General features: G+C 72.7%; 2 protein-coding genes (1 of these 2 only partly in view). Both read right to left on the bottom strand.

Annotation, left to right across the window (positions count from 1 at the left end; all coding sequences use genetic code 11):
• Positions 1-5703, bottom strand: partial view of an SDR family NAD(P)-dependent oxidoreductase gene (locus tag AB5I40_RS00735; protein ID WP_370936456.1) — the 5' portion only. Its footprint begins 5676 nt before the window's first position; 5703 of the gene's 11379 nt are visible here — the first part of the coding sequence; the start codon lies at positions 5701-5703; the stop codon falls past the left edge of the window.
• Positions 5700-24212 carry an SDR family NAD(P)-dependent oxidoreductase gene (locus AB5I40_RS00730; RefSeq protein WP_370936455.1) on the bottom strand — a complete coding sequence of 6171 codons (18513 nt, stop codon included), beginning with the start codon at positions 24210-24212 and terminating at the stop codon, positions 5700-5702. The genes AB5I40_RS00735 and AB5I40_RS00730 overlap by 4 nt, the downstream gene beginning before the upstream one ends.

Genomic DNA, 24212 nt, shown 5'->3' with positions numbered 1-24212 from the left:
CGAGGTCGGATCGATGCCGGCGTCTTCGAGCGCCTCCCAGGACGCCTCGAGCATCAACCGCTGCTGCGGGTCCATCGCCGCTGCCTCACGGGGTGCGATCCCGAAGAAGGCGGCGTCGAAATCGCCCGCGCCGCGCAGGAATCCGCCTTCGCGTGCGTTGATCTTGCCGGGCTTGCCGAGTTCAGGGTCGTACAGGCGGTCGGCGTCCCAGCCGCGGTCGCCCGGGATCGGGACGATCGCGTCGACTCCCCCGGCGAGCAGTTCCCAGAACTGCTCGGGATTGTCGGCGCCGCCGGGGTACCGGCAGCTCATCCCGACGATCGCGATCGGCTCGTCGGCCCGGGCCTTGGGCCTGGCCGGGGCGGGGCGCGACCGCGCGGGCTCCGAACCGTCGACCCGGGTGCGCAGGAAGCCCGCGACAGCGGTTGCGGTGGGATAGTCGAACACCAGCGTGGACGGGAGCTGAACACCGGTGGCGGCGGTCAGCTTGTTGCGGAACTCGACTCCGCCGAGCGAGTCGAAGCCCAGTTTCGCGAACGGGGTTTCGGGGTCGATGGCGTCGGCCGACTCGTGGCCGAGCACCACGGCGGCCAGCGCGCGGACCTCAGTGCGGATCAGCTCTTCCCACTGGTCGGCGGGAGCGTCGAGCAACCGCTGGCGCAACGGGCTGTCGGCGACCCGGCCGCGGGACGGCACCTGGATCAGGCCGCGCAGCACCGCGGGCAGCGTGCCGAGCCGGCCCAGCGCCGTGAGAGCGGGAGTGTCGAGCAGCGCGGCCATCAGCAGGGGCTCGCCGGTGGCCAACGCGTTGTCGAACATCCGCATGCCGGTGTCCGGCTCGATCGGGGACAGCCCGAGGCGAGTGCGGATCTGACGCTCCAGATGTTCGCCGCCTTGGTCGTTCAACGCCTCGGCCATGCCGAGCTTCCACAATCCCCACGCGAGCGAATGCGCGGGCAGACCGGCGCTGCGACGCGTCCTGGCGAGCGCGTCCATCGTCGCGTTCGCGGCCGCGTAGTTGCCCTGGCCCTGCCCGCCGAGCAGCGGCGCGGCGGACGAGAACAGCACGAACGCCGACAGGTCCAGGTCGCGGGTGAGCTCGTGCAGATGCCAAGCGGCATCGACCTTCGGGGCGAGCACCCGGTCCACCTGCTCGGCGGTCAATGTTTCGATGGTGCCGTCGTCGACCACACCGGCGGTGTGCACGACCGCGGTCAGCGGCTCGTGCTCGGGCACGGAGTCCAGCAGCGCCGCCACCGAGGCGCGATCGCTGACATCGCACGCGGCGACGCGTACGCCCGCGCCCAGCGCGGTCAGTTCGGCGGCCAGTTCGGCGACGCCCGGCGCGTCCGAGCCGCGGCGCGAGGCCAGCAGCAGCCTGCGCACCCCGTGCTGGGCGACCAGGTGCCGGGCGGTGACGGCGGCCAGACCTCCCGCGCCGCCGGTGATCAGGACCGTGCCGTCGCCGAAGGACTCGGTGGCCGATTCGACGGCGGTCGCCCGAATCAGCCGCGGCACCAGCGTGGCCCCGTCCCGGATCGCGAGCTGCGGTTCGTCCGCGGCAGCCGCGGCGGCGATCCGCTGGGGCAGGTCCGCGAGGTCCCAGTCGTCGAGGTCGGCGTTCACGACGCGACCCGGATGTTCCGCTTGCGCACTGCGCACCAGGCCGCGGACGGCCGCCGCCGCGAGATCTGGCGTCTCGCCGGGCAAACCCGCGCCATTGCAGGTCAGCACGATCAGCGTCGAGTCGGCGCAGGCCGGTTCGGTGAACCAGTCGCGCAGCACCGCGAGGGCGTTGTGCACGACCGTGCGGACAGTCCCGGGGACCTCGCCGTCCGCCGGCGCCGTTTCGGGCGACCAGACGACAGTCGTGCCCGGCTGGCCCTCGGCTGTCGCGAACGCCGCGACATCGTCGAACGTCTCGGCGCACCCCGCGACGGGTCGGCCCAGTGCGACCAGGCGCCGGTCCGGCCCCGCCGGTGCCGTCACCGGCGTCCAGTCGAGAGCGTAGAGCGGGCTGCTGGCACCGGCGACAGAACGCGCATCCGCGGGACGGGCGAGCACGGCGTCGACCGACAGCACCGCGGCACCGGCCGCGTCGCAGGCGTCGACGCGCACCTTCCCGGGACCCAACCGCCTGATGCGGGCTCGGACCGCGGCGGCGCCTGGCTGGAACACCCGGACGCCGCCGAACGAGAACGGCAGCGGCAGCCGGCCGTCGGGCAATTCATCGGCGAGTCCGTCGAGAGCAGGGTGGAAGATCGCGTCCAGCAGCGCCGGGTGCACCCCGAAACGCGCCGCCCGGCCCGCTGCCGTCTCGTCGAGGGCCACCTCGGCGAACACGTCGTCACCGCTGGACCAAGCGGACTGCACGTTGTCGAAGTTCGGGCCGTAGCCGAATCCCAGGTCGGCGAGCCGGTCGTACAGTCGCGTCGCGTCGATCGGAGTGCCGTCGACCGGCGGCCAGTCGGGGTCGGTCCAGGCCGGTGTCGCTCCGTCCGCGGGGGCGAGGACGCAGGTGGCGTGCAGCGTCCAGTCCTGCTCGCCGAGATCGGACTGCGCGGTGACGGCACGCGAGTGGATCGACAGGCGCCGACGGCCGGTGTGGTCGAGTTCGGACGCCGAGACCTGCACGTCCACGGCAGCGGCGCCGTCGAACAGCAGCGGAGCCGAAAGGACGAGTTCGTCCACGACGGGCAGTTCCAGGCGGCGGCCCGCGGTCAGCGCGAGCTCCACGAACCCGGTGCCGGGCAGCAGCACCGCTCCGAAGGCCGTGTGGTCGGCGATCCACGGCTGGTCGGTGGTCGACAACCTGCCGCTGAACAGCCATTCGTCGCGACCGGCGAGCGGCGCGGCGACGCGCAGCATCGGGTGCTCGAGCGCGGCGAGACCAGCGCTGCCCAAGTCGCCGAGCGCACCGCTGTCGGGCTGTACCCAGTAGCTGCGGCGCTGGAACGCGTAGAAAGGCAGGTCGACGTGGGTGACCGCTCCCCCGCGCAGCAACGGCGCCCAGTCGACGGCGATGCCCGAACAGTGGGCCTCGGCGAGCAACCGGAGGAAGTGGTCGCTCTCGTCGACGCCGCGCCGGGACGCCGCGGCGACCAGCGACCTCGACTCCACCTCGTCGCTCAGTGTTTGGCTGGTCATCGCCGCCAGCACCGCGTCCGGACCCACCTCGATGAACCGGCGCACGCCGGCGTCGGCGAGCGACTGCACCGCCGGGGCGAATCGCACGGCTTCGCGCACCTGCCGCACCCAATACCGCGGCGTCAGCAGTTCGGGACCGATCGGCGCGCCGGACACCGTGGAACACACGCCGATTCGCGGCTCCTGATACGCCACCGAGCCGGCGACCTGCTCGTACTCGGCGAGCATCGGATCGATCAACGCCGAATGGGCGGCGAGATCGATCGCCAGCCGGTTCGTCTTCACCCCCTCGGCGACCAGCCGGTCTTCCAGCGCGGCGATCGCCGCGCTCTCGCCGGAGAACACCGTCGCCTCAGGCGCGTTCACGGCCGCCACCGAAACTGTCCCGTCCGCGACCAGTTCCAGCGCCCGCTCCTCCGACACCGCGGCGGCGAGCATCGCTCCCTCGCTCGGCAGCGCGCCCATCAACCGGCCGCGGGCGGCGATGAGCCGGCACGCGTCGGCCAGCGACCACACCCCGGCCACGTAGACCGCGGCCAGCTCGCCGCCCGAATGCCCGGCGACTACGTCCGGGGTCACGCCGAACGACTCCAAGAGGCGGTACAGCGCAACCTCGAACGCGAACAGCGCGGGCTGGGTGAATTCCGTCCGGTGCAGCGGGGCCATGGCCTCGGTGTCGCCAGCGCTGCTCCCGGTGCCATCGGTCCCGTCGAACATCACCTCGCGCAGCGATACGCCGAGCAGGGAATCGAATTCCGCGCACACCTCGTCGAGGGCCGCGGCGAAGACCGGGAACGCGGCCGCCAGCCCGGCGCCCATGCCGACCCGTTGCGCGCCGGAACCGGTGAACAGGAAGGCCGTCTCGCCGGTGGCGGCACCACCGGACACGACATGCGGCGACGGCGACCCCGCGGCCAAGGCCCTGAGCCCGGCGAGCACCTCGGCCCGGTTGGCGCCGAGCACCGCAGCACGCCGATGCAACTGAGCGCGCGCAGAAGTCAGGGCCGCGGCGACATCGGCGTCAGCTGTCTCAGGGTGATCGGCCAGCCAGGCCAGCATCCGGCTCGCTTGTGCCCGGAGCGCGGTCTCCGACTTGGCCGAGAGCAACCACGGCGCCCGTGCGCCCGGCTCCGGCTGGTGCGCATCGGCAGCCGGCCCGGCGGCACCGTCGCGCGGCGGTGCTTCGAGGATCACGTGCGCGTTGGTCCCGCTGATCCCGAAGGACGACACCCCCGCCCGGCGCGGACGGTCCAGCTCCGGCCACTGCTGAGCCCGCGTCAGCAGTTTCACCGTGCCGGCCGACCAGTCGACCTCGGGAGTCGGCTCGGCCACGTGCAACGTCGGGGGCAGCACCCCCGCGCGCATCGCCATGACCATCTTGATCACGCCCGAGACACCCGCCGCGGCCTGCGTGTGCCCGATATTCGACTTGACCGAGCCCAGCCACAACGGGTTGCCGTCGCCGCGGTCCTGGCCGTAAGCGGACACCAGCGCCTGCGCCTCGATCGGGTCGCCCAGCCGGGTGCCCGTGCCGTGCGCCTCCACCGCGTCCACTTCGGACGCCAACAGCCGAGCGTCCTCCAGCGCGGCCCGGATGACCCGCTCCTGAGAAGGCCCGTTCGGCGCCGTCAGCTGGCTGCTCGTGCCGTCCTGATTCACCGCGGACCCGCGGATCACCGCCAGCACCCGATGCCCGCTGCGCTCCGCGTCGGACAGCCGCTCCAGCACCAGTACACCCGCGCCCTCGGCCCAGCCCGTGCCGTCCGCCGAGGAAGAGAACGCCTTGCACCGCCCGTCCGGTGCCAGCCCGCGCTGCCTGGAGAACTCTACGAAGGTGCCCGGTGTCGCCATGACGGTCACGCCGCCGGCAAGCGCCATCGAGCACTCGCCCCGACGCAACGCCTGAGCGGCGAGGTGCAGCGACACCAACGAGGACGAGCACGCGGTGTCGACCGTCACCGCCGGCCCCTCCAGCCCGAAGGTGTAGGACAACCGGCCCGACGCGATGCTGCCCGCGCTTCCGGTCAGCAGATAGCCCTCGAAGCCTTCGGGCGCAGTGGGAAGCCGCGAGCCGTAGTCGTCGTACATGACGCCGACGTACACCCCGGTGCGAGAACCCCTCAGCGCGGTCGGGTCGATGGCTGCGTGCTCGAAAGCCTCCCACGCCGTCTCCAGCAGCAACCGCTGCTGCGGATCCATCGCCGCCGCCTCGCGAGGGCCGATGCCGAAGAACTCGGCATCGAATCGGTCGGCGTCGTGCAGGAACCCGCCTTCCCGGGTGTACGAGGTTCCCAGATGGTCGGGATCGGGGTGGTAGAGCCCTTCCAGGTCCCAGCCGCGGCCCTCGGGGAAGGTGCTCACCACGTCGCGCCCGGCGCTCACCAGCTTCCAGAAGTCGTCCGGGGAGGCGACCCCGCCGGGCAGGCGGCACGCCATTCCCACGATCGCGATCGGCTCGTGAGCGCGCTCCTCGAGATCCTGGACACGCTGGCGGCTCTCGCGCAGGTCGACCGTCGCCCGCTTCAGGTAGTCCCGCAGTTTCTGCTCGTTGTTCACGTCTGCCTTCCGAGTTCGTTGTCGAGTGCCGCGAAGAGGTCGTCGTCGGTTTCCAGCGCGAGGGCCGCGGAGGCGGAGCTCCCGTCCACCATCCGGAGCAGGCTGCGCAATCGCGCGGCGGTCGTTCCCGCGGAGGCGGCGCCGTCGGGCGTGTCCGGGGCGGCGATAACGGCTTCCAAGGCGTCCAGTGCTTGTTGGACCGGGTCCGGCGTCGAGCCGACCAGCCGGTCCCGGAGGTATGCGGCGAGGGCTTCGGTGGTCGGGTGGTCGAACACGAGCGTGCTGGGCAATCGCAGCTCGGTGGCGGCGTTGAGCCGGTTGCGGAGCTCGACTGCGGTTAGCGAGTCGAAGCCGAGGTCCAGCAGGCCGCGCCGGACGTCGATCGTCCGCGGCGCCGGATGGGCCAGCACGAGGCCGACCTGTTCCCTGGCGAAGTCGAGCAGCAGCTGCCGCTGCGCTTCCGCGTCCAGGCCGGCGAGCCTCCGCGCCAGCGGGATCTCCGCCGGAGCGGAGGTCCCTCGGCGTTCGGTGCGCACCAGGCCCCGGTACAGCTCGGGCAGTGCGTCCCCGAGGCTCCGCAGCGCCGCGAGGTCGAGTACCACCGGCGCGAGCACCGGCCGGGTCTCGGCCTCGCCGCCGGCTGGCGGCTTGGGCCCGGCCAGCGCCGCGTCGAAGGCGGCGAGCGCCCGGTCGGCCGGCATCGGCAGGATCCCGTTGCGGGCGAGCCTGGCCCGGCCGGCCCGGTCGAGGTCGCTCGCCATTCCGTCCTGCCACCTGCCCCAGGCGAGGGACACGGCGGGCAGACCCTCGGCGCGCCGGTGTTCGGCGAGCGCGTCCAGGAATGTGTTGCCGGCGGCGTAGCCCGCCTGTCCACCGTTGCCGACCAGGCCGGCGACGGAGGAGAAGAGGACGAAGTCCGTCAGCTCCGTTTCAGCGGTCAGCTCGTGCAGATTCCAGGCGGCTTGCACCTTCGGCCGCAAGACCCGGGCGAGGCTCTCCGGGCTCATGGCCGCCAGCGTGGCGTCCTCGACGACGCCGGCCGCGTGCACGACAGCGGTGAGCGGGTGCTCCTCCGGGATCGAGGCGAGCAGCCCGGCCAGCGCGTCGCGGTCGGCCGCGTCGCACGCCGCGACCCGTACGTCCGCGCCGAGTGCCGTCAATTCGGCGACCAGGTCCTCCGCCCCGCCTCCCCGGCTGACGAGCAGGAGGCGCCGGGCGCCGCGGCCGGTCACCAGGTGCCGGGCGACCTGGCCGCCGAGCGCGCCGGTGCCACCGGTGATCAGCACCGTGTGCTCCGGGTCGAACGCGTCGCCGGCGTCCTGGGTCCGGACCGGGTACGGGGCCTTCGCGAGACGGGTCACGCAGGCCCTTCCCTCGCGGAGTTCGAGCTGCGGCCGGGGGTCGGCCAGCGCCGCGGCCAGCAACTCCCGGCTGGCCGGCCGACCGTCGGCGAGCACGTGCTGGAAACGTCCCGGGTGTTCCGCCGCGGCGGTCCGCATCAGCCCGGAAAGCGCGCTGTGCGCCAGTTCCCCGGTGCTGACCACAGCGAGCCGCGCTCCGGCCAGCGCGTCGGCGGCGAGCCACTGCCGCAGTACCGCCAGCACCTCCCCCGTCACCTGGCCGCACTCCTGCGGAGCGGCCGGGCGTACCGGAAGGACGACCACGTCGGGCACGGCCGCGCCGTCCGCCGTCGCGGCGGCCAAGCTCGCGAGGTCGGCGTAGTGGTCGGCGGCGAATCCGAGGTCGGCCTCTCCGAGGACCGCGATGGTCGCGTCGCCGCTGGCGGGGAGTTCCACATCGGCCCGCTCCACCGCGTACACGTGCTGGTCGCTGGGGCGAGCCAGCGCGGGTCCTTCCGTCAGCGCACGCAAAGCGAGCGATGCGACGGCGGCGACCGGCGCGCCCGTCTCGTCGGCGATGCTGACCGCGACCGTTCCGTCCGAACCGGGCGACAGCTTGACCCGCAGGGTGTCTGTCCGGGGCCTGGCCAGCTGAACGCCGCCGAAGGAGAAGGGCAGCCGGAGTTCGGCCCGCTCCTCCAGGAGCAATGTGTGCAGCGCGGCGTCGAACAGTGCCGGGTGCAAGGCGAATCCGTCAGTGTCGACGGGCAGCCGTACCTCAGCGTAGAGGTCCTCGCCCGAGCGCCATGCCGCCTGGAGGCCCTGGAAGGCCGGCCCGTAGCCGTAGCCCTGGTCGGCCAGGCGGTCGTACAGGTACTCGACCGGCTGGGTTTCGGCGCCGGCCGGAGGCCAGGACGCGAGGTCGGGCTCGGGGCCAACGTGAACTGCGGCCACCACGGTTCCGGCGGCGTGCCGGTTCCAGACGTCGCCGTCCTGATCCCCGCGCGAATGGACGGCGACGGGCCTGCGGCCGTCTCCGTCGGGTTCGCCGACGGTGATCTGGAGCTGGAGCGCGCCTTCGTCGGGAAGGACCAGCGGTGCCTGGAGGACCAGTTCCTCCAAGCGCTCGCAGCCGAGTGCGGCACCTGCGTGGAGCGCGAGCTCCACCAAGACTGTGCCCGGGACCAGCAGGGTCCCGCCGATGGCATGGTCGACGAGCCAGGAGTGGCTGCGGGCCGAAATCCGGCCGGTGAACAGCACCCCGTCGGAGTCGGCCAGCGGTACCGCGGCCCCGAGCAGCGGGTGCCGCGCGGAGTCGAGCCCGGCCGAAGCGATGCCGCCGCCAGGCCCGTCCGCGAGCCAGTAGCGCTGGCGCTGGAAGGGGTAGGTCGGCAGGTCCGCGGCCGGCCCGGCGTTCTCGCCGAACAGCGCGCGCCAGTCCACCGGCACGCCCCGTACGTGGGCGTGGGCCAGGGCGGTGACGGCGGTCTGCGGCTCGTCGCGCCCGCCGCGCAGCACCGGGATCAGGAGCGATCCCGCGTCGAGGAAGTCCTGCCCCATCGCGCTGAGCACGCCGTCCGGGCCGAGCTCCAGGAAAGTCCGTACGCCAGCGGCTTCCAGGCCGCGGGCCGCGTCCAGGAACCGCACGGGCTGGCGGACGTGCTGGACCCAGTACTCCGGCGTGGTCAGGTCCTCGGCGCCAGCAGGCTGTCCGGTCAAGGTGGAAATGATCGGGATGGCGGGTGCGGAGAACGTGAGTCCCTTCGCGACCGTTTCGAATTCGTCCAGCATCGCGTCCATGCGCGGCGAGTGGAACGCGTGGCTCACGCGCAGCCGCTTGGTCTTGCGCCCCCGTGCGGAGAGTTCGGCTCCGACGGCCTCGACGGCCTCCGCGTCGCCGGAGAGGACCACGGAAGCGGGGCCGTTGACGGCGGCGATGCCCAGCAGGTCCTCCCGTCCGGCGAGCAGCGGCAGGACCTCTTGCTCCTCCGCCTGCACGGCGAGCATCGCGCCGCCGCCGGGCAGTGCCTGCATCAGCCGGCCGCGGGCCGCGACGAGCTGCGCCGCGTCGGCCAGCGAGAGGACGCCGGCGACCTGCGCGGCGGCCAGCTCGCCGATGGAATGGCCCGCGAGGAAGCCCGGCCGGACGCCCCAGCTTTCGAGGAGCCGGAAGAGCGCGACCTCGGTGGCGAACAGCGCGGCCTGCGCGAAGCCAGTCTGGTCCAGCAGCGCCGGGTCCTCGCCGAAGAGGACGTCGAGCAGCGGCGTTTCCAGCCACCGGTCGAGCTGTTCGCACGCGGCGTCCAGCGCCTCGGAGTAGGCGGGGAAGGCGGTATACAGCTCCCGGCCCATGCCGAGTCGCTGGCTGCCCTGCCCGGTGAAGAGGAACGCGGTGCGGCCTTCCACCGGGGTGCCCCGCACGGTCAATGCCGCGAGTCCGTCGACCGCTTCGGTGGCGGTGGCGGCCACTACGACGGCGCGATGCGGCAGCGCGGCCCGGCCGAAGGCCAAGGTTCGGCCCATCGACGCCAGGTCCGGCTGTCCGGCGAGGGCCGCGGCCACCCGGTCGGCCTGCGCGCGCAAGGCCGGGTCGTTGTGCGCGGACAGCAGCAGCGGCACGACCGGCATCGGCTCGGCCAGCGGGACCGTCGCCTCGGCCGGCGGCTGCTCCACGATGAGGTGGGCGTTCGTGCCGCTGATGCCGAAGGAGGACACGCCCGCCCGGCGTGGCCGGCCGGACTCGGGCCACGGCGCCGCCTCGGTCAGCAGTTCCACCTGCCCGGCGGACCAGTCCACGTGCGGGCTGGGCTCGTCGATGTGGAGGCTCTTGGGAACCACTCCGTGCCGCATCGCCATGACCATCTTGATGACGCCGGCCACGCCGGCGGCCGCCTGGGAGTGCCCGATGTTGGACTTCAGGGAGCCCATCAGCAGGGGCACCGGGCGCTCCTGCCCGTAGGCGGCGATGACCGCTTTGGCCTCGATGGGGTCGCCCAGCGTGGTGCCGGTGCCGTGCGCCTCGAGCGCGTCGACGTCCGCGGCGGTCAGGCCCGCGTTGGCCAGGGCTTGGCGGATCACCCGTTCCTGGGACGGGCCGTTGGGGGCGGTGAGGCCGTTGCTCGCGCCGTCCTGGTTGACGGCGGTTCCGTGGATCACGCCGAGGACCCGGCGGCCGTTGCGCCGGGCGTCGGAGAGCCGCTCCAGCAGGAGGATTCCGGCGCCTTCGGCCCAGGCCGCGCCGTCCGCTTGCCCGGCGAAGGACTTGCACCGGCCGTCCGGAGCCAGGCCGCGCTGCCTGCTGAACTCGACGAACAGAGTGGGCGCGGCCAGCACTGTCACCCCGCCGGCCAGCGCCAGCCCGCATTCGCCGTTCCGCAGCGCCTGCGCGGCGAGATGGATGGAGACGAGCGAGGAGGAGCAGGCGGTGTCGACGGTGATCGCCGGTCCCTGCAGGCCGAACGTGTAGGCCACGCGACCCGAGGCGACGCTGACCGTGCTGCCGACCGCCAGGTAGCCCTCCAGGGCTTCGGGGGCGTCCTTCAGACGGGCCGCGTAGTCGTTGGCCATGACGCCGGCGAAAACGCCGGTCTGGCTGCCCTGGAGAGAAGTCGGGTCGATGCCCGCGCGTTCGAAGGCCTCCCAGCAGATTTCCAGCAGCAGGCGCTGCTGCGGGTCGATGGCGGTGGCCTCCCGGGGGCTCACCCCGAACAGCTCCGGGTCGAATTCCGGGGCGTCGTAGAGGAATCCGCCGTGCCGGGTATAGGAAGTGCCGGGGTGGTCTGGGCCCGTGCCGTACAGGCTGTCCAGGTCCCAGCCGCGGTCGTCCGGGAACGGGCCGATGGCGTCCCGCTCGTCGGACAGCAGCGCCCACAACTCCTCCGGCGAGCTGACTTCGCCGGGATAGCGGCAGGCCATCGCGACGATCGCGATCGGCTCGTCGACGGCTGCGGTGACCGGTTCGGTCACTGCCGCCGCGGCGGCCGAGCCGAGCAGTTCGGTGCGCAGGAAACCGGCCAGCTCGGCCGTGTTCGGGTAGTCGAACACCAGGGTCGCGGGCAGCTTCAGGCCGGCGGCCGCGTTCAGCCGGTTGCGCAGTTCCACTGCCTTGAGCGAGTCGAAGCCCAGTTCGGTGAAGGCCCGGTCGAGAGCGACCTGGCCGGCGTCGGTGTGCCCCAGCACTGAGGCCACCGCACCGCGGACCAGTTCCAGCACGGTGTGTTCCTGGTCCCCGGGGGCCAGAAGCGCCAGGCGTTCCCGGAGGGAGTTCCCGCCCGCCTGTTCCCCGGCGGCGGCGCGCCGGGCCGGGCGCACCAGGCTGTGGAAGAGCCCGGGCAGGCCGCCGCTCTCGCTCCGTGCCCGCAGCGCCGGGTAGTCCAGCAGCGCCGGAACGAGCACCGGCTGACCGGCCGAGAGAGCCGCGTCGAACAGCGCCAGCCCCTCCGCAGTGCCGATGGGGGCGATACCGCCCCGGGACATGCGGGCGAGGTCGGCATCGGTCAGGTGGCCGGTCATCCCGCTGCCCTCGGCCCACAAGCCCCAGGCCAACGACGTGCCCGGCAGGCCGTGGGCTTGGCGGTGGTGCGCGAGGGCGTCCAAATAGGCGTTGGCCGCGGCGTAGTTGGCCTGTCCTGGCGTGCCGGCCGTTCCGGCCAGCGAGGAGAACAGGACGAACGCGTCCAGTTCCAGCCCGGCCGTCAGCTCGTGCAGGTTCCAGGCGGCGTCGACCTTGGGGCGCAGCACGGTGTCGAGCTGCTCAGGCGTGAGGGCGTGGAGCGTGCCGTCGTCGAGGACGCCAGCGGTGTGGAGGACGGCGGTCAGCGGGTGCGCCGAGGGGATCGCGTCCAGCATCGCGGCGACCGCCGAGCGTTCGGCCGTGTCACAGGCGACCACGGACACGTCCGCTCCGCGGGCCGTCAGTTCGGCTTCCAGCTCCGGCATGCCCGCCGCGTCCCGGCCGCGGCGGCTCGCCAGCAGCAGGTGCCGCACGCCGTGTTCGGCGACGAGGTGGTGAGCGAACAGCTGGCCCAGGGTGCCGGTGGCGCCGGTGATGAGCACGGTGCCCTCGGGGTTCAGGGCGGGCACTGCGTCGCCCGTCGCGGGCGCCTTGACCAGCCGCGGTACGAGCAGCGCCCCGTCACGCAGGCTCGCCTGCGCGTCCGGCACGGCCAACGCACGGGCGAGATCGGCTTCGGAGAGTTCCCAGTCCGCCACGTCCAGCAGGCCGAACCGGTCGGGGTTCTCGGTCATCGCGGTACGCACCAACCCCCAGACGGGGGCCGAGCCGAGTCCGGCCTCCGTGCGGGCGGTGGTCGCGTCGCGGGTCGCGAAGACCAGGCGCGACTCGGCGAACCGCTCCTCGGCGAGCCATTCCTGAGCCAGCCGCAGGGCCCGGTGCGCCGCGGCGCCGGGACCGTCGTCGCCGGAGACGGGGATCACGACGAGCGGCGGGGTCCCGACAATGCCGGCGAGGTCCGAGCAGCTGCCCAGCGGAGCGGGCAACCCGCGGCCGGTCTCGTCGAGGACGGCCCATCCGGCGGCCGGGGCCGCCTCCGGCGCGGTCGTCCATTCCACCTGGAGCAGCGGCTGGCGGGGCGTGCCCGAGCCGGCCAGCTGCGCGGGGTCCGCGGCCCGCAGGCTGAGCGTCTGCACCGACGCGATCGGCGCACCGCTCGCGTCGGCGAGGGACAGGGCGGCGCCCGAGCCTTCCGGGGTGATCCGCACCCGCAGCACGCTGGCGTTCACCGCGTGCAGCCGGACGCCGGTCCAGACGAACGGCAGCACCAAGCGGCCGTCTTCCGCGAGCGCCAGCGGGTGCAGAGCGGCGTCGAGAAGAGCCGGGTGGATCCCGAACTCGCCCGGCGGGACGTCCTTCGGGAGCGCGACCTCGGCGTACATCTCCCGGCCGGCGCGCCACAGCGCCCGCAGGCCCCGGAAGGCCGGTCCGTACTGGAAACCCCGCTCGGCGAGCGTGTCGTACGCCGCCGTCAGGTCGACCGGCTCGGCACCGGCCGGGGGCCAGGCGGTACCAGTCGGTGCTCCCGGCGATCCTTCCGCGCGGCCCAGTACGCCGTTGGCGTGCAGGGTCCACGGGCGGATCGCGGCGTCGCCGGGCTCCGGCTCCGGGCGGGAGTGGACCGAGAGCGCGCGCCGCCCTTCCTCGTCCGGAGCGCCGACCACGAGCTGGAGCTGCACTCCGCCGCCGCCGGCCAGCACCAGCGGCGCCTGGAGGGTCAGCTCGTCGACCTGGTCGAGGCCCGCGTGGTCGGCTGCCCGGACGGCGAGGTCCACGAAGGCGGTACCGGGGAGCAACACGGTGCCGGCCACAGCGTGGTCCGCCAGCCAAGGCTGCGTGGCCAGGCTGATCCGGCCGCTCAGGACCAGCTTGTCCTCGTCGGCCGTCCAAAGCGCGGCGCCGATGAGCGGATGCCGCTCGGCGGCCATGCCGAGCCCGCCCGCGTCCCCGGCCGGCGCGGGGCCCTCCAGCCAGTGGCGGCGGCGCTGGAAGGGGTAGGTCGGCAGGTCGACGGCCGCGCCGGGTCCGCCGGCCGCGGCAGCCCAGTCGAGCCGGACGCCCGAGACGTGGGCTTGCGCCGCGGAGGCGAGGAAATCGTCGAGCCCGCCCTCGTCACGGTGGAGCGAGGGCACGGTGACGGCGCTGTCGTACGGCGTGTCGTCGATCGTCTCCTGGAGTGCGACGGTCAGCACCGGGTGGGCGCTGGCCTCGATGAAGAAGCGGTGGCCCTCGTCGAGCAGGGTCCGGGTGGCTTCCTCCAGCTGGACGGTCTGGCGGAGGTTGCGGAACCAGTACGAGCCGTCGAGCTCCGTGCCGTCGAGCGGCCGCCCGGTGACGGTGGAGAGGAAGGGCACCGTGACGGCGCGCGGGGTGATCGAGGACAGGGCGTCGATCAGTTCGTCGCGCAGGCTTTCGACGTGCGCGGAGTGGGAGGCGTAGTCGACCGGGACGCGCTTGGCGCGCACATTGTTGTCCTTGCAGTAGGCGACCATCTCCTCGAGAGCGGCCACCTCGCCGGCGACCACCACGGAACGCGGGCTGTTGTGCGCGGCGAGATCGATGGCGCCGTCCCAACGAGAGACGAGCTCGCGGACCTCGTCGGCGGGCAGGGCCACCGAGACCATCCCGCCGGTACCGGCCAGCTTCGCGATCGCCTGGCTGCGCAACGCCACGACCTTCGCCGCGTCGTCCAGCGACAACGCCCCCGACACCGCGGCCGCCGCGATTTCCCCTTGCGAGTGGCCGATCACCGCGTCCGGCTCGACGCCCGTCGAACGCCACAACGCGGCGAGGGAAACCATCACCGCCCACAGTGCCGGCTGCACCACGTCCACCCGATCGAGACCGGGAGCTCCCTCCGCGCCGCGCAGGACGTCCAGCAGCGACCAGTCCGCGAACGGAGCCAACGCCCGCTCGCACTCCGCCAGCCGCTCGGCGAACACCGGGGAGGAGTCGAAGAGTCCCAGGGCCATGCCCTGCCATTGCGAACCTTGCCCTGGGAAGACGAACACCGTCTTGCCCGAGCCGGCGACCGCGCCCCGCAGCAGGTTCGCCGCGGACTCGCCCGAGGCCAACGCCCCGAGACCCGCGAGCAGCTCGTCCCGGCCGGCGCCCGAAATCGCCGCCCGGAAGGGAAGGTGCGGGACGCGGGTGGCGAGAGCCGAAGCCACTCGCGCCGCATCGGCGTCCGCCGAGGCCAGCAGCTCCCGCACCTGGCCGGCGCGCGCCGCCAAGGCCGCTTCGCTCTTCGCTGAGATCATCAGCGGCAGCCCCGCCGCCACCGGTTCGCGGGCCACCACCGGCTCCGGGCCCTGCTCGAGGATCACGTGCGCGTTCGTGCCGCTGATGCCGAAGGAAGAGACGGCCGCGCGACGCGGACGCGCCGCCTCCGGCCATGCCTGATGCTCGGTGACCAGCTCCACCGCGCCTGCCGACCAGTCGACGTGCGGCGTCGGCTCGTCCACGTGCAGCGTCGCCGGAAGCTCCCCGTTGCGCATCGCCATCAGCATTTTGATGATGCCCGCGACACCCGCGGCGGCCTGCGTGTGCCCGATGTTCGACTTGACCGAGCCGAGGCGCAGCGGCTCTTCGCGGTCCTGGCCGTAGGCGGCCAGCAGCGCGTTGGCCTCGATCGGGTCGCCGAGCCGGGTGCCGGTGCCGTGCGCTTCGACGGCGTCCACCTCGTGCGGAGCGAGGCGGGCGTTGGCGAGGGCCTGGCGGATGACCCGTTCCTGCGAGGGCCCGTTGGGCGCGGTGAGGCCGTTGCTCGCACCGTCCTGGTTGACCGCGGAACCGCGGATCACCCCGAGGATGTCGTGCCCGAGCCGCTGCGCGTCCGACAGGCGTTCCAGCACCACGATGCCCGCGCCCTCGGCCCAGCCCGTACCGTCCGCCGACGCCGCGAACGACTTGCAGGTCCCGTCGGGCGACAGACCGAGCTGACGCGAGAACTCGACGAAGGTCGTCGGCGTGGACATCACGGTGACCCCGCCGGCGAGCGCCATCGAGCATTCGCCTTGGCGCAGCGCCTGAGCAGCCAGGTGCACCGCGACCAGCGAGGAAGAACACGCCGTGTCGAGCGTGACCGCCGGCCCCTCGAGACCGAACGTGTAAGCCACCCGCCCCGACAGGACGCTGCTGATCGTGCCCGTCAGCAGATGCCCCTCGAAGCCCTCCGGCGCGCTCCCCAACCGCGCCCCGTAGTCGTTGTACATCACCCCCGCGTAGACCCCGGTCGAGGAACCGCGCAGCGAGCCGGGGTCGATTCCCCCGCGCTCCAGCGCCTCCCACACGACCTCCAGCAGCACCCGCTGCTGCGGGTCGGTCGCGATCGCCTCGCGCGGGCTCAGCCCGAAGAACTCGGCATCGAACTCCGCGGCCTCGTAAAGGAATCCGCCCTTGCGCGTGTACGACGTGCCGGTTTTCCCGGGGTCCGGGTCGTAGAGGCGTTCCACGTCCCAGCCGCGGTCGGCGGGGAACTCGCCGATCGCGTCCCGGCCTTCCGCCACGAGCTGCCACAGGTCCTCCGGCGAGGAGACCCCGCCCGGATAGCGGCAGCCCATGCCGACCACGGCGATCGGCTCGTCCGAGCCCGGGGCGTGCGCGGCCGCCAGCGGGACGGCGGCCGTTCCGGTCGCTTCGAGCCGGTCCAGCAGGAAGTCCGCCACCGCCTGGGGCGACGGGTGGTCGAACACGAGGGTGGTGGGCAGTCGCAGGCCGGTCGCCGAATTGAGCAGGTTGCGCAATTCGACGCCGGTGAGGGAATCGAAGCCGATGTCCTTGAAGGCATCGGCCGGGTCGATGTCGGCGTTCGCCCCGTGCCCGAGAACCAGGCCCACGGTCTCCCGCACGGTCTGGAGCACGGCCCGGGCGCGCTCCGGGGCGGGCAGCGCGATCAGCCGCTGGCCCCACGACGAGCCGGCGCCGGCGGCCTGCCTGCGGCGGACGCGAACCAGGCCGGTGAACAGTCCGGGCAGCGCGTTCTCCTCGGCACGGGCGCGCAGGGCGCCGAGGTCGAGTTCGGCGGGGACCAGCAGCGGTTCCGCCGAGGCGAACGCCGCGTCGAACAGATCGAGACCGAGTTCCGGGGTCAGCGGGACGATTCCGCTCCGCTTCCACCGCGCGACGTCGGCGTCGGCAAGGGTGCCTGCCATGCCGTCGACACCGGCCCACAGGCTCCACGCGAGGGACACGGCGGGCAGGTTCCGGGAGCGGCGATGCTGCGCGAGGGCATCGAGGAACGTGTTCGCGGCCGCGTAGTTGGCCTGGCCGGCATTCCCGATGAGCCCCGAGACGGACGAGAACAGGACGAACGAGGCGAGACTGAGGGACTCGGTGAGGCGGTGGAGATTCCAGGCCGCGTCCGCCTTCGGGCGCATCACCCGCTCCAGCTGATCAGCCGACAGCGACGCGACCGTCGCATCGTCCAAGACACCCGCGGCATGCACCACGGCGGTCAGCGGACGCTCGGCCGGAACCTCGGCCAGCAAGCCTGCCAGCGCGTCGAAGTCCGCCACGTCGCACGCCGCCGCCCGGGCCCGCGCACCCAGCTCCGCAAGTTCCGCCACGAACTCGGCGGCGCCCGGAGTCTCGCTGCCACGACGCGACACCAGCAGCAGGTGCCGCGCGCCGTGATGCGTCGCCAGCCGACGCGCCACCAACCGGCCCAACGTTCCCAGAGCACCGGTCACCAGGACCGTGCCCTCCGGATCCAGCCCCTCCGCCACACCCGCCACGGCGTCCGCCGCGCGCGCCAGCCTCGGCACGAACAACTGACCGCCCCGCACCGCGACCTCGGGCTCGCCCGAGGCCAGCACCGCCGGCAGCGACTCCGCCCCGCCGTCGTCCAGGTGGGCCAGGATCAGCCTGCCCGGGTTCTCGGACTGGGCCGTGCGGATCAGGCCCGCGAGCGCGGCCGTGTGCAGCGCGCCGTCCGGCAGGGCGACGACCAGGCGGCTCTCGGCGAATTGCGGGGCGGTCAGCCACTCCTGCACCGCCTCAAGACCGCGCGCCGCCGTCGCGTGGGTCCGGGAAAGCACCTCGGCCGACGGGTCGGCCGAGAGTTCTTGACCGTTCAGCACTACGAACTCCGGAGCCGGAAGGCCCGCGTCGACAGCGGCGCGCAGCTCGCCGAGGTCCGCGTGCGATCCCTTGCCGCCGACCCGGACCCACCGCTGCTCGTCGACCGGCCCGGCCGCGGGCACGGCCTCCCACGCCACCCGGTACAGGAATTCCGCGGCCCGGCCCGCTGGTGCGAGCTGATCGCGGCTGATCGGCCGCAGCGAGACCGCCTCGAACGTCGCCACCGGCGCGCCGGCCCCGTCCGCGACGGCGAGACGCGCGGTGTCCTGGCCGGTATGAGTCCAGCGGACCCGCAGCACCGTGGTGCCGACCGCGTGCACAGCGAAGCCCGAGAACGAGAACGGCAGGTGGATCTTGCTTTCGTCCTGCGTCGCTTCGAGCACGAGGATCAGCGGGTGCAGCGCGGCGTCGAGGAGTGCGGGGTGCACGCCGAACCGTCCGGCTTCGCCGCGCAGCTGATCGGGCAGAACGACTTCGGCGAACAGGTCGTCTCCGGCACGCCAGGCCGCGCGGAGACCGGAGAAGGCCGGCCCGTACCCGTAACCGAGATCGGCGAGGCGGTCGTAGACGCCCTCCAGCGGGATGGCGACGCCGTCGGCCGGGGGCCACTGCTCCAGGGAAACCCCTGCCGCGGCGGCCACGGGGGCGAGCAGGCCGGCCGCGTGCGCGGTCCACTGCTCTTCGCCGGTCCTCGAGTACACCGTGAACCGGCGTTCGCCGTGCTTGTCGCCCCGATCGACGGTCAGCCGGATCGAGACTGCCGCGCTGCCGGTCAGCATGAGGGGCGCGTGGAGAGTGAGCTCCTCGACGGCGGCGTATCCGAGCCGGTCGGCGGCATGACCCGCCAGCTCGAGGAACACCGTAGCCGGAACCAGGACCGCCCCGCCGATCGCGTGATCGGCCAGCCACGGATGCGTCGGCAACGACACCGCCCCGGAGAACTGCACGGCGTCCCCGTCCGGCTCCGCGATCACCGCGGCCAGCAGCGGGTGGTCCACCGCCGTCAAGCCCAGCGATCCCGCATCACCGGAACGCGGGGCGTTCAGCCAAAACCGCTCGCGCTGGAACGCGTACGTCGGCAACTCCACCATGCCGGAACCCGGCAAGAACCTCGCCCAGTCCACCTCTACGCCGTGTGCGTGCACCGCGCCCAAGGCGGCGAGGAGGGAACGCTTCTCGGCACGGTCTTTGCGCAGCACCGGAACCACGCAGGTGCCCTCGGTGTCAGCCAGGCACTCGTTCGTCAGACCCGCAAGCGTCCCGTCGGGACCCAGCTCCACGAACGCCGTCACGCCAAGACCGGCCAGCGTGGCGATGCCGTCGGCGAACCGCACCGCCGAACGGGCCTGAACAGCCCAGTACTCGGCAGTGAATTCCTCCATCACCTCGCCGGTGACATTCGAAACGACCGGGATCCGGGGAGCCGAATAGGTCAGAGTCCGGGCGACCTCGGTGAGCTCCGCCAGCATCCCGTCCAGGTGCGCGGAATGGAAAGCATGGCTCACTCGCAGCCGCGTCGCCTTCACGCCCGCTTCGCGAGCCAGCTCGAGAACTTCGAGCACTGCCGTCTCGTCGCCCGAAATCACCGTGGCTGCAGGGCTGTTGAACCCGGCCACGTCCACCCCGGACCGTCCCGCGAGCCATCCGGAAACGCGCGCTTCACCCGCGTTCAGGGCGGCCATTGCCCCGCCCTCGGCGACGCTGTCCATCAAACGCGCCCGCGCACACACCAAACGCGCGGCGTCCGCGAGAGACAGCACGCCCGCCACATGGGCCGCCGCCAATTCACCGACCGAATGACCCACGAGGTAATCCGGGGTCACGCCGTAATGGGACAGCAGGCGGAAAAGGGCCACCTCGATCGCGAACAACGCCGGCTGAGTGAACACCGTGCGCTGAAGCAGCTCCGGCTCGCCCTCGATCACCTCGGCGAGCGAACGTTCCAAGTGGACATCCAACGCCTCGGCAACCTCGTCGAACGCGGCCGCGAACACCGGCTCCGCCGCGTACAGCTGACGGCTCATGCCCACTCGCTGACTGCCCTGCCCGGAGAACAGGAACGCGACCGAACCCGCCGAGACAGCCTTGCCCGGGGTCAGCGTCCGCAGAGCGTGCAGGAACTCCTCGCGGGTCTCCCCCACGAGCACCGCGCGGTGCTCGAAACGAGCACGCGATACCGCCAGCGAGCGGCCGACGGCGACGACGTCCGTCTCCGGCCGCTCCTCCAGGAACGACACCAGCAGTTCCGCCTGCCCCGACAGCGCGGCCGCCGATTTGGCCGACACGACCCACGGCACGGGACCCGGCGCCGGCCGCTCCGCCGCCGGAGCTTCGATCTCCGCGACCTGCTCGACGATGAGGTGTGCGTTGGTGCCGCTGATGCCGAAGGACGAGATGCCCGCCCGGCGCGGGCGGCCGGCCTCAGGCCACTGCCGCGCCCGCGTCAGGAGCTCCACCGAGCCTGCCGACCAATCGACGTGCGAGGTCGGCTCGTCCGCGTGCAACGTCGCGGGGAGAACCCCGTTGCGCATGGCCATGACCATCTTGATCACGCCCGCGACGCCCGCCGCGGCCTGCGTATGGCCGATGTTCGACTTGAGCGAGCCGAGTCGAAGCGGCTCTTCGCGGTCCTGGCCGTAGGCGGCCAGCAGCGCCTGCGCCTCGATCGGGTCGCCGAGCTTGGTGCCCGTGCCGTGCGCCTCCACCGCGTCCACTTCGGACGCCGACAGGCGGGCGTTCGCCAGCGCGGCCTGGATGACCCGCTCCTGGGACGGGCCGTTCGGCGCGGTCAGGCCGTTGCTGGCGCCGTCCTGGTTCACCGCGGAGCCGCGGATCACCGCGAGCACCCGATGCCCGTTGCGCTCCGCCTCCGACAACCGCTCCAGCACCAGCAGACCCGCGCCCTCGGCCCACCCGGTGCCGTCCGCCGACGCGGAGAACGCCTTGCACCGGCCGTCGGGGGACAACCCGCGCTGGCGGGAGAACTCGACGAACATGCCCGGGGCGGACATCACCGTCACCCCGCCGGCGAGGGCCATCGAGCACTCGCCCTCGCGCAGCGACTGCGCGGCCAGGTGCAGCGCGACCAGCGAGGACGAGCACGCGGTGTCGACCGTGACCGCCGGGCCCTCCAAGCCGAACGTGTAGGCCACCCGGCCCGACGCGACGCTGGCGGTGTTGCCCGTCAGCAGGTAGCCGTCGTGCCCGCCGGACGCCTCGCTCAGCCGCGGCCCGTACTCCTGCCCCGTCGCGCCGACGTACACGCCGGTGCGGGTGCCCCGCAACGCCGTCGCGTCGATGCCCGCCTGTTCGAAGGCCTCCCACGCCGTCTCCAGCAGCAACCGCTGCTGCGGATCCATCGCCGCCGCCTCGCGAGGACTGATCCCGAAGAACTCGGCATCGAACCGGTCCGCGTCGTACAGGAACCCGCCGCCCGCGGCGTAGGTCGTGCCCGCCCGGTCCGGATCGGCGGCGAAGAGCGCATCGAGGTCCCAGCCCCGGTCGGCCGGGAACTCGCCGATCGCGTCGACCTCGCCGCTGACCACGCGCCACAGGTCCTCCGGCGAAGCGACCCCGCCCGGCAGCCGGCACGCCATGCCCACGATCGCGATCGGCTCGTCGAGAGCCGTCGCCTTGTCCCCCTCGTCGTCCTGGAGCCGGTCCGAGCCGCCGAGGTGTTCGGCGAGCCTCGCTGGGGTCGGGTAGTTGAAGAGAAGGCCGGAGGGCAGCGAAAGCCCGGTGGCCCTCTGCAGCGCGTTCCGGAGCTCGACGGCCGAGAGGGAGTCGAAGCCCAGGTCCTTGAACGTCGTGTCGGCGTCCACGTCGCGGGCCGAACCGTGGCCGAGCACGGCGGCCACGTGCGCACGGACCAGCTCCAGCTCGTCGCCTCGAGGGGCGGGCCGCTCCGGGCCGCCCCGCTCCGCCCGCCCGCTCCGGGGCCGCACCGGTTCGATCGCCGAACCCTCCAGCCAGAAGGGTTGGCGTTGGAAGGCATACGTGGGCAGGTCCACCACACCCGAAGCCGGAAGGAACCGCTCCCAGTCCACGCCGCAGCCGCGGACGTGCGCCGCGGCCAAAGCGGTTACCAGAGAACGGGTTTCCGGAACGCCCTTTCGCAGCACCGGAACAACCAGCGCGTTCTCGACGTCCGCCAGGCATTCGCCCGCGAGCCCCGCCAGCGTCGCATCGGGCCCGAGTTCCACGAAAACCGCGACGCCCAATCCGGCCAGCGTCGTGACGCCGTCGGCGAACCGCACCGCCGCCCGGGCCTGTCCGGCCCAGTATTCCGGCGTGAACTCCTCGATCAGCTCGCCGGTCGCGTTCGACACCACCGGAATCCGCGGAGCCGAATGCGTCAGCCCGCGGGCGACCTCCGTGAGCTCCTCCAGCATCCCGTCCAGATGCGCGGAGTGGAAAGCGTGGCTCACTTTCAGGCGAGTCGCCTTCACCCCCTCGGCACGAGCCAGGTCCAGCACTTCCAGCACCGCGGCCTCGTCGCCCGAGATCACCGTGCTTGCCGGACTGTTGATTCCCGCGACGTCCACCCCGGAACGACCCTCGAGCCAGCCCGAGACTCGGCGTTCGCCGGCGTTCACGGCGACCATCGCCCCGCCTGCGGGAACCCCGTCCATCAACCGCGCCCGCGCGCACACGAGACGGGCCGCGTCCTCGAGCGACAAGACACCCGATACATGAGCCGCGACCAGCTCGCCCACCGAATGGCCCACCAGATAATCCGGCGTCATCCCGTAGTGCGTCATCAGGCGGAACAGGGCTACCTCGACCGCGAACAGCGCCGGCTGGGTGAACAATGTCCGCTCCAGCAGCTCCGGATCGCCCGCGATCACCGTCGCGAGGGGACGATCCAGGTGGCCGTCAAGAGCCGCGGCGACCTCGTCGAAAGCAGCCGCGAACACCGGCTCGCTTTCGTACAGCTCACGCCCCATGCCGACGCGCTGGCTTCCCTGCCCGGAGAACAGGAACGCCACCGCGTCGTCCGGTGCCACCCGGCCCGACACCACACCGGCCGAGGGCCGGTCCTCGGCCAACGCCCGGACACCGGCGAGAAGGTCTTCACGGGTCGTTCCGGCGACCACCGCGCGGTGATCGAAACTAGTGCGCGACACCACCAGCGACCGGGCCACCGCCGCGGCATCCAGCTCAGGGCGCTCCTCCAGGAACGACGCCAGCCGGGCCGCCTGACCGGCCACGGCCTCGGCCGACCTGCCGGACACCACCCACGGCACGACGCCCGGGCCGGACTCGGCGTCCGGCGGCTCCGCTGCCGCCGCCTGCTCGACGCGCCAGTCGGAGAGCACGACGTGGCAGTTCGTCCCGCCCATGCCGAACGAGCTGACGCCCGCGTAGAGCGGCTCGTCCGGTCGCGGCCACGGCTCGAGCCGCTGCTGCACGGCGAGCTTCAGCTCGTCGAACGGGATATCCGGGTTGGGGGTTTCGAAGTTCAGGCTCGGCACGAGTTCGCGGTGGCTGACGCACAGCGCCGCCTTGAGCAAGCCCACGATGCCCGCCGCGCCCTCAAGATGTCCGACGTTGGTCTTCACCGAACCGACCCGCAGCTCGGCCCCGTCCAGGCGGCCGTCGCCGAGTACCGCGCCCAGCGCGGCCGCTTCGACCGGGTCGCCCAGCCTGGTGCCCGTGCCGTGCAGTTCGACGTACTGCACCTGGTCCGAGGACACCTCGGCCCGCTCGTACGCCTGTCGCAGCACGTCCTGCTGGCCGGCTGGACTCGGCACGGTGAGACCTTCGGTCGTGCCGTCGTTGTTCATCGCGCTGCCGTGCAGCACGCAGTAGATCGGGTCGCCGTCCGCCACAGCCGCCCGCAGCGGCTTGAGCACCACGAAAGCGCCGCCCTCACCGCGCACGTATCCGTTGGCCCTCGCGTCGAAAGTGAAGCTGAGACCGTCCGGGGAGAGTGCGCCGAACCGCTCGGCACCGATGGTGCTGTCAGGCGCCAGCACGAGGTTGACGCCGCCGGCGATAGCCATGGTCGACTCGCCTCGGCGCAGGCTCTCGGCCGCAAGATGCACGGCGGCCAGCGAGGAGGACTGGCCGGTGTCCACGGCGGCGCTCGGTCCGTGCAGGCCCAGGGCGTAGGAGATCCGGTTGGCGAGCACGCCGCGGTTGAGGCCGGTCAAGGTGTGGCGGGTGATGCCGTCGGCCCCACGCTGATGTGTGAGCGCCGCATAGTCGTCGGCCATGACGCCGACGAAGACGCCGGTCCGGCTGTCAGCGAGATCCGCCGGGAGGATCCTGGCGTCCTCCAACGCTTCCCAGGCGAGCTCGAGCATGAGCCGCTGCTGCGGGTCCATCGACGAGGCCTCGCGCGGGCTGATGCCGAAGAAGCCCGCGTCGAAGCCGCTGACGTCGTCAAGGTAGCTCCCCGGCCGGGACGGCAGCTCCGGCCGGCTTGCCGGAGGCGCGCCGATCGCGCTGCGGCCGTCGCGCAACAGCTGCCACAGCCGGGCGGGGTTCTCCGCGTGCGGCAGCCGGCAGGACATGCCGACGATGGCGATCGCCTCGGTCGAGGTCCGCGTGTCAGCTTGGAATTCAGCCAT

Origin of the sequence: Amycolatopsis sp. cg13 (assembly GCF_041346965.1) — a bacterium.
Classification (GTDB): domain Bacteria; phylum Actinomycetota; class Actinomycetes; order Mycobacteriales; family Pseudonocardiaceae; genus Amycolatopsis.
Note: the sequence above shows the minus strand (reverse complement) of the source record. Positions and strands in the feature narration are given on the sequence as shown.

What these genes read in the sequence shown, in the direction of transcription:
- AB5I40_RS00730 (WP_370936455.1), bottom strand. Translation starts at nt 24,212, where the DNA reads ATGGCTGAATTCCAAGCTGACACGCGGACCTCGACCGAGGCGATCGCC.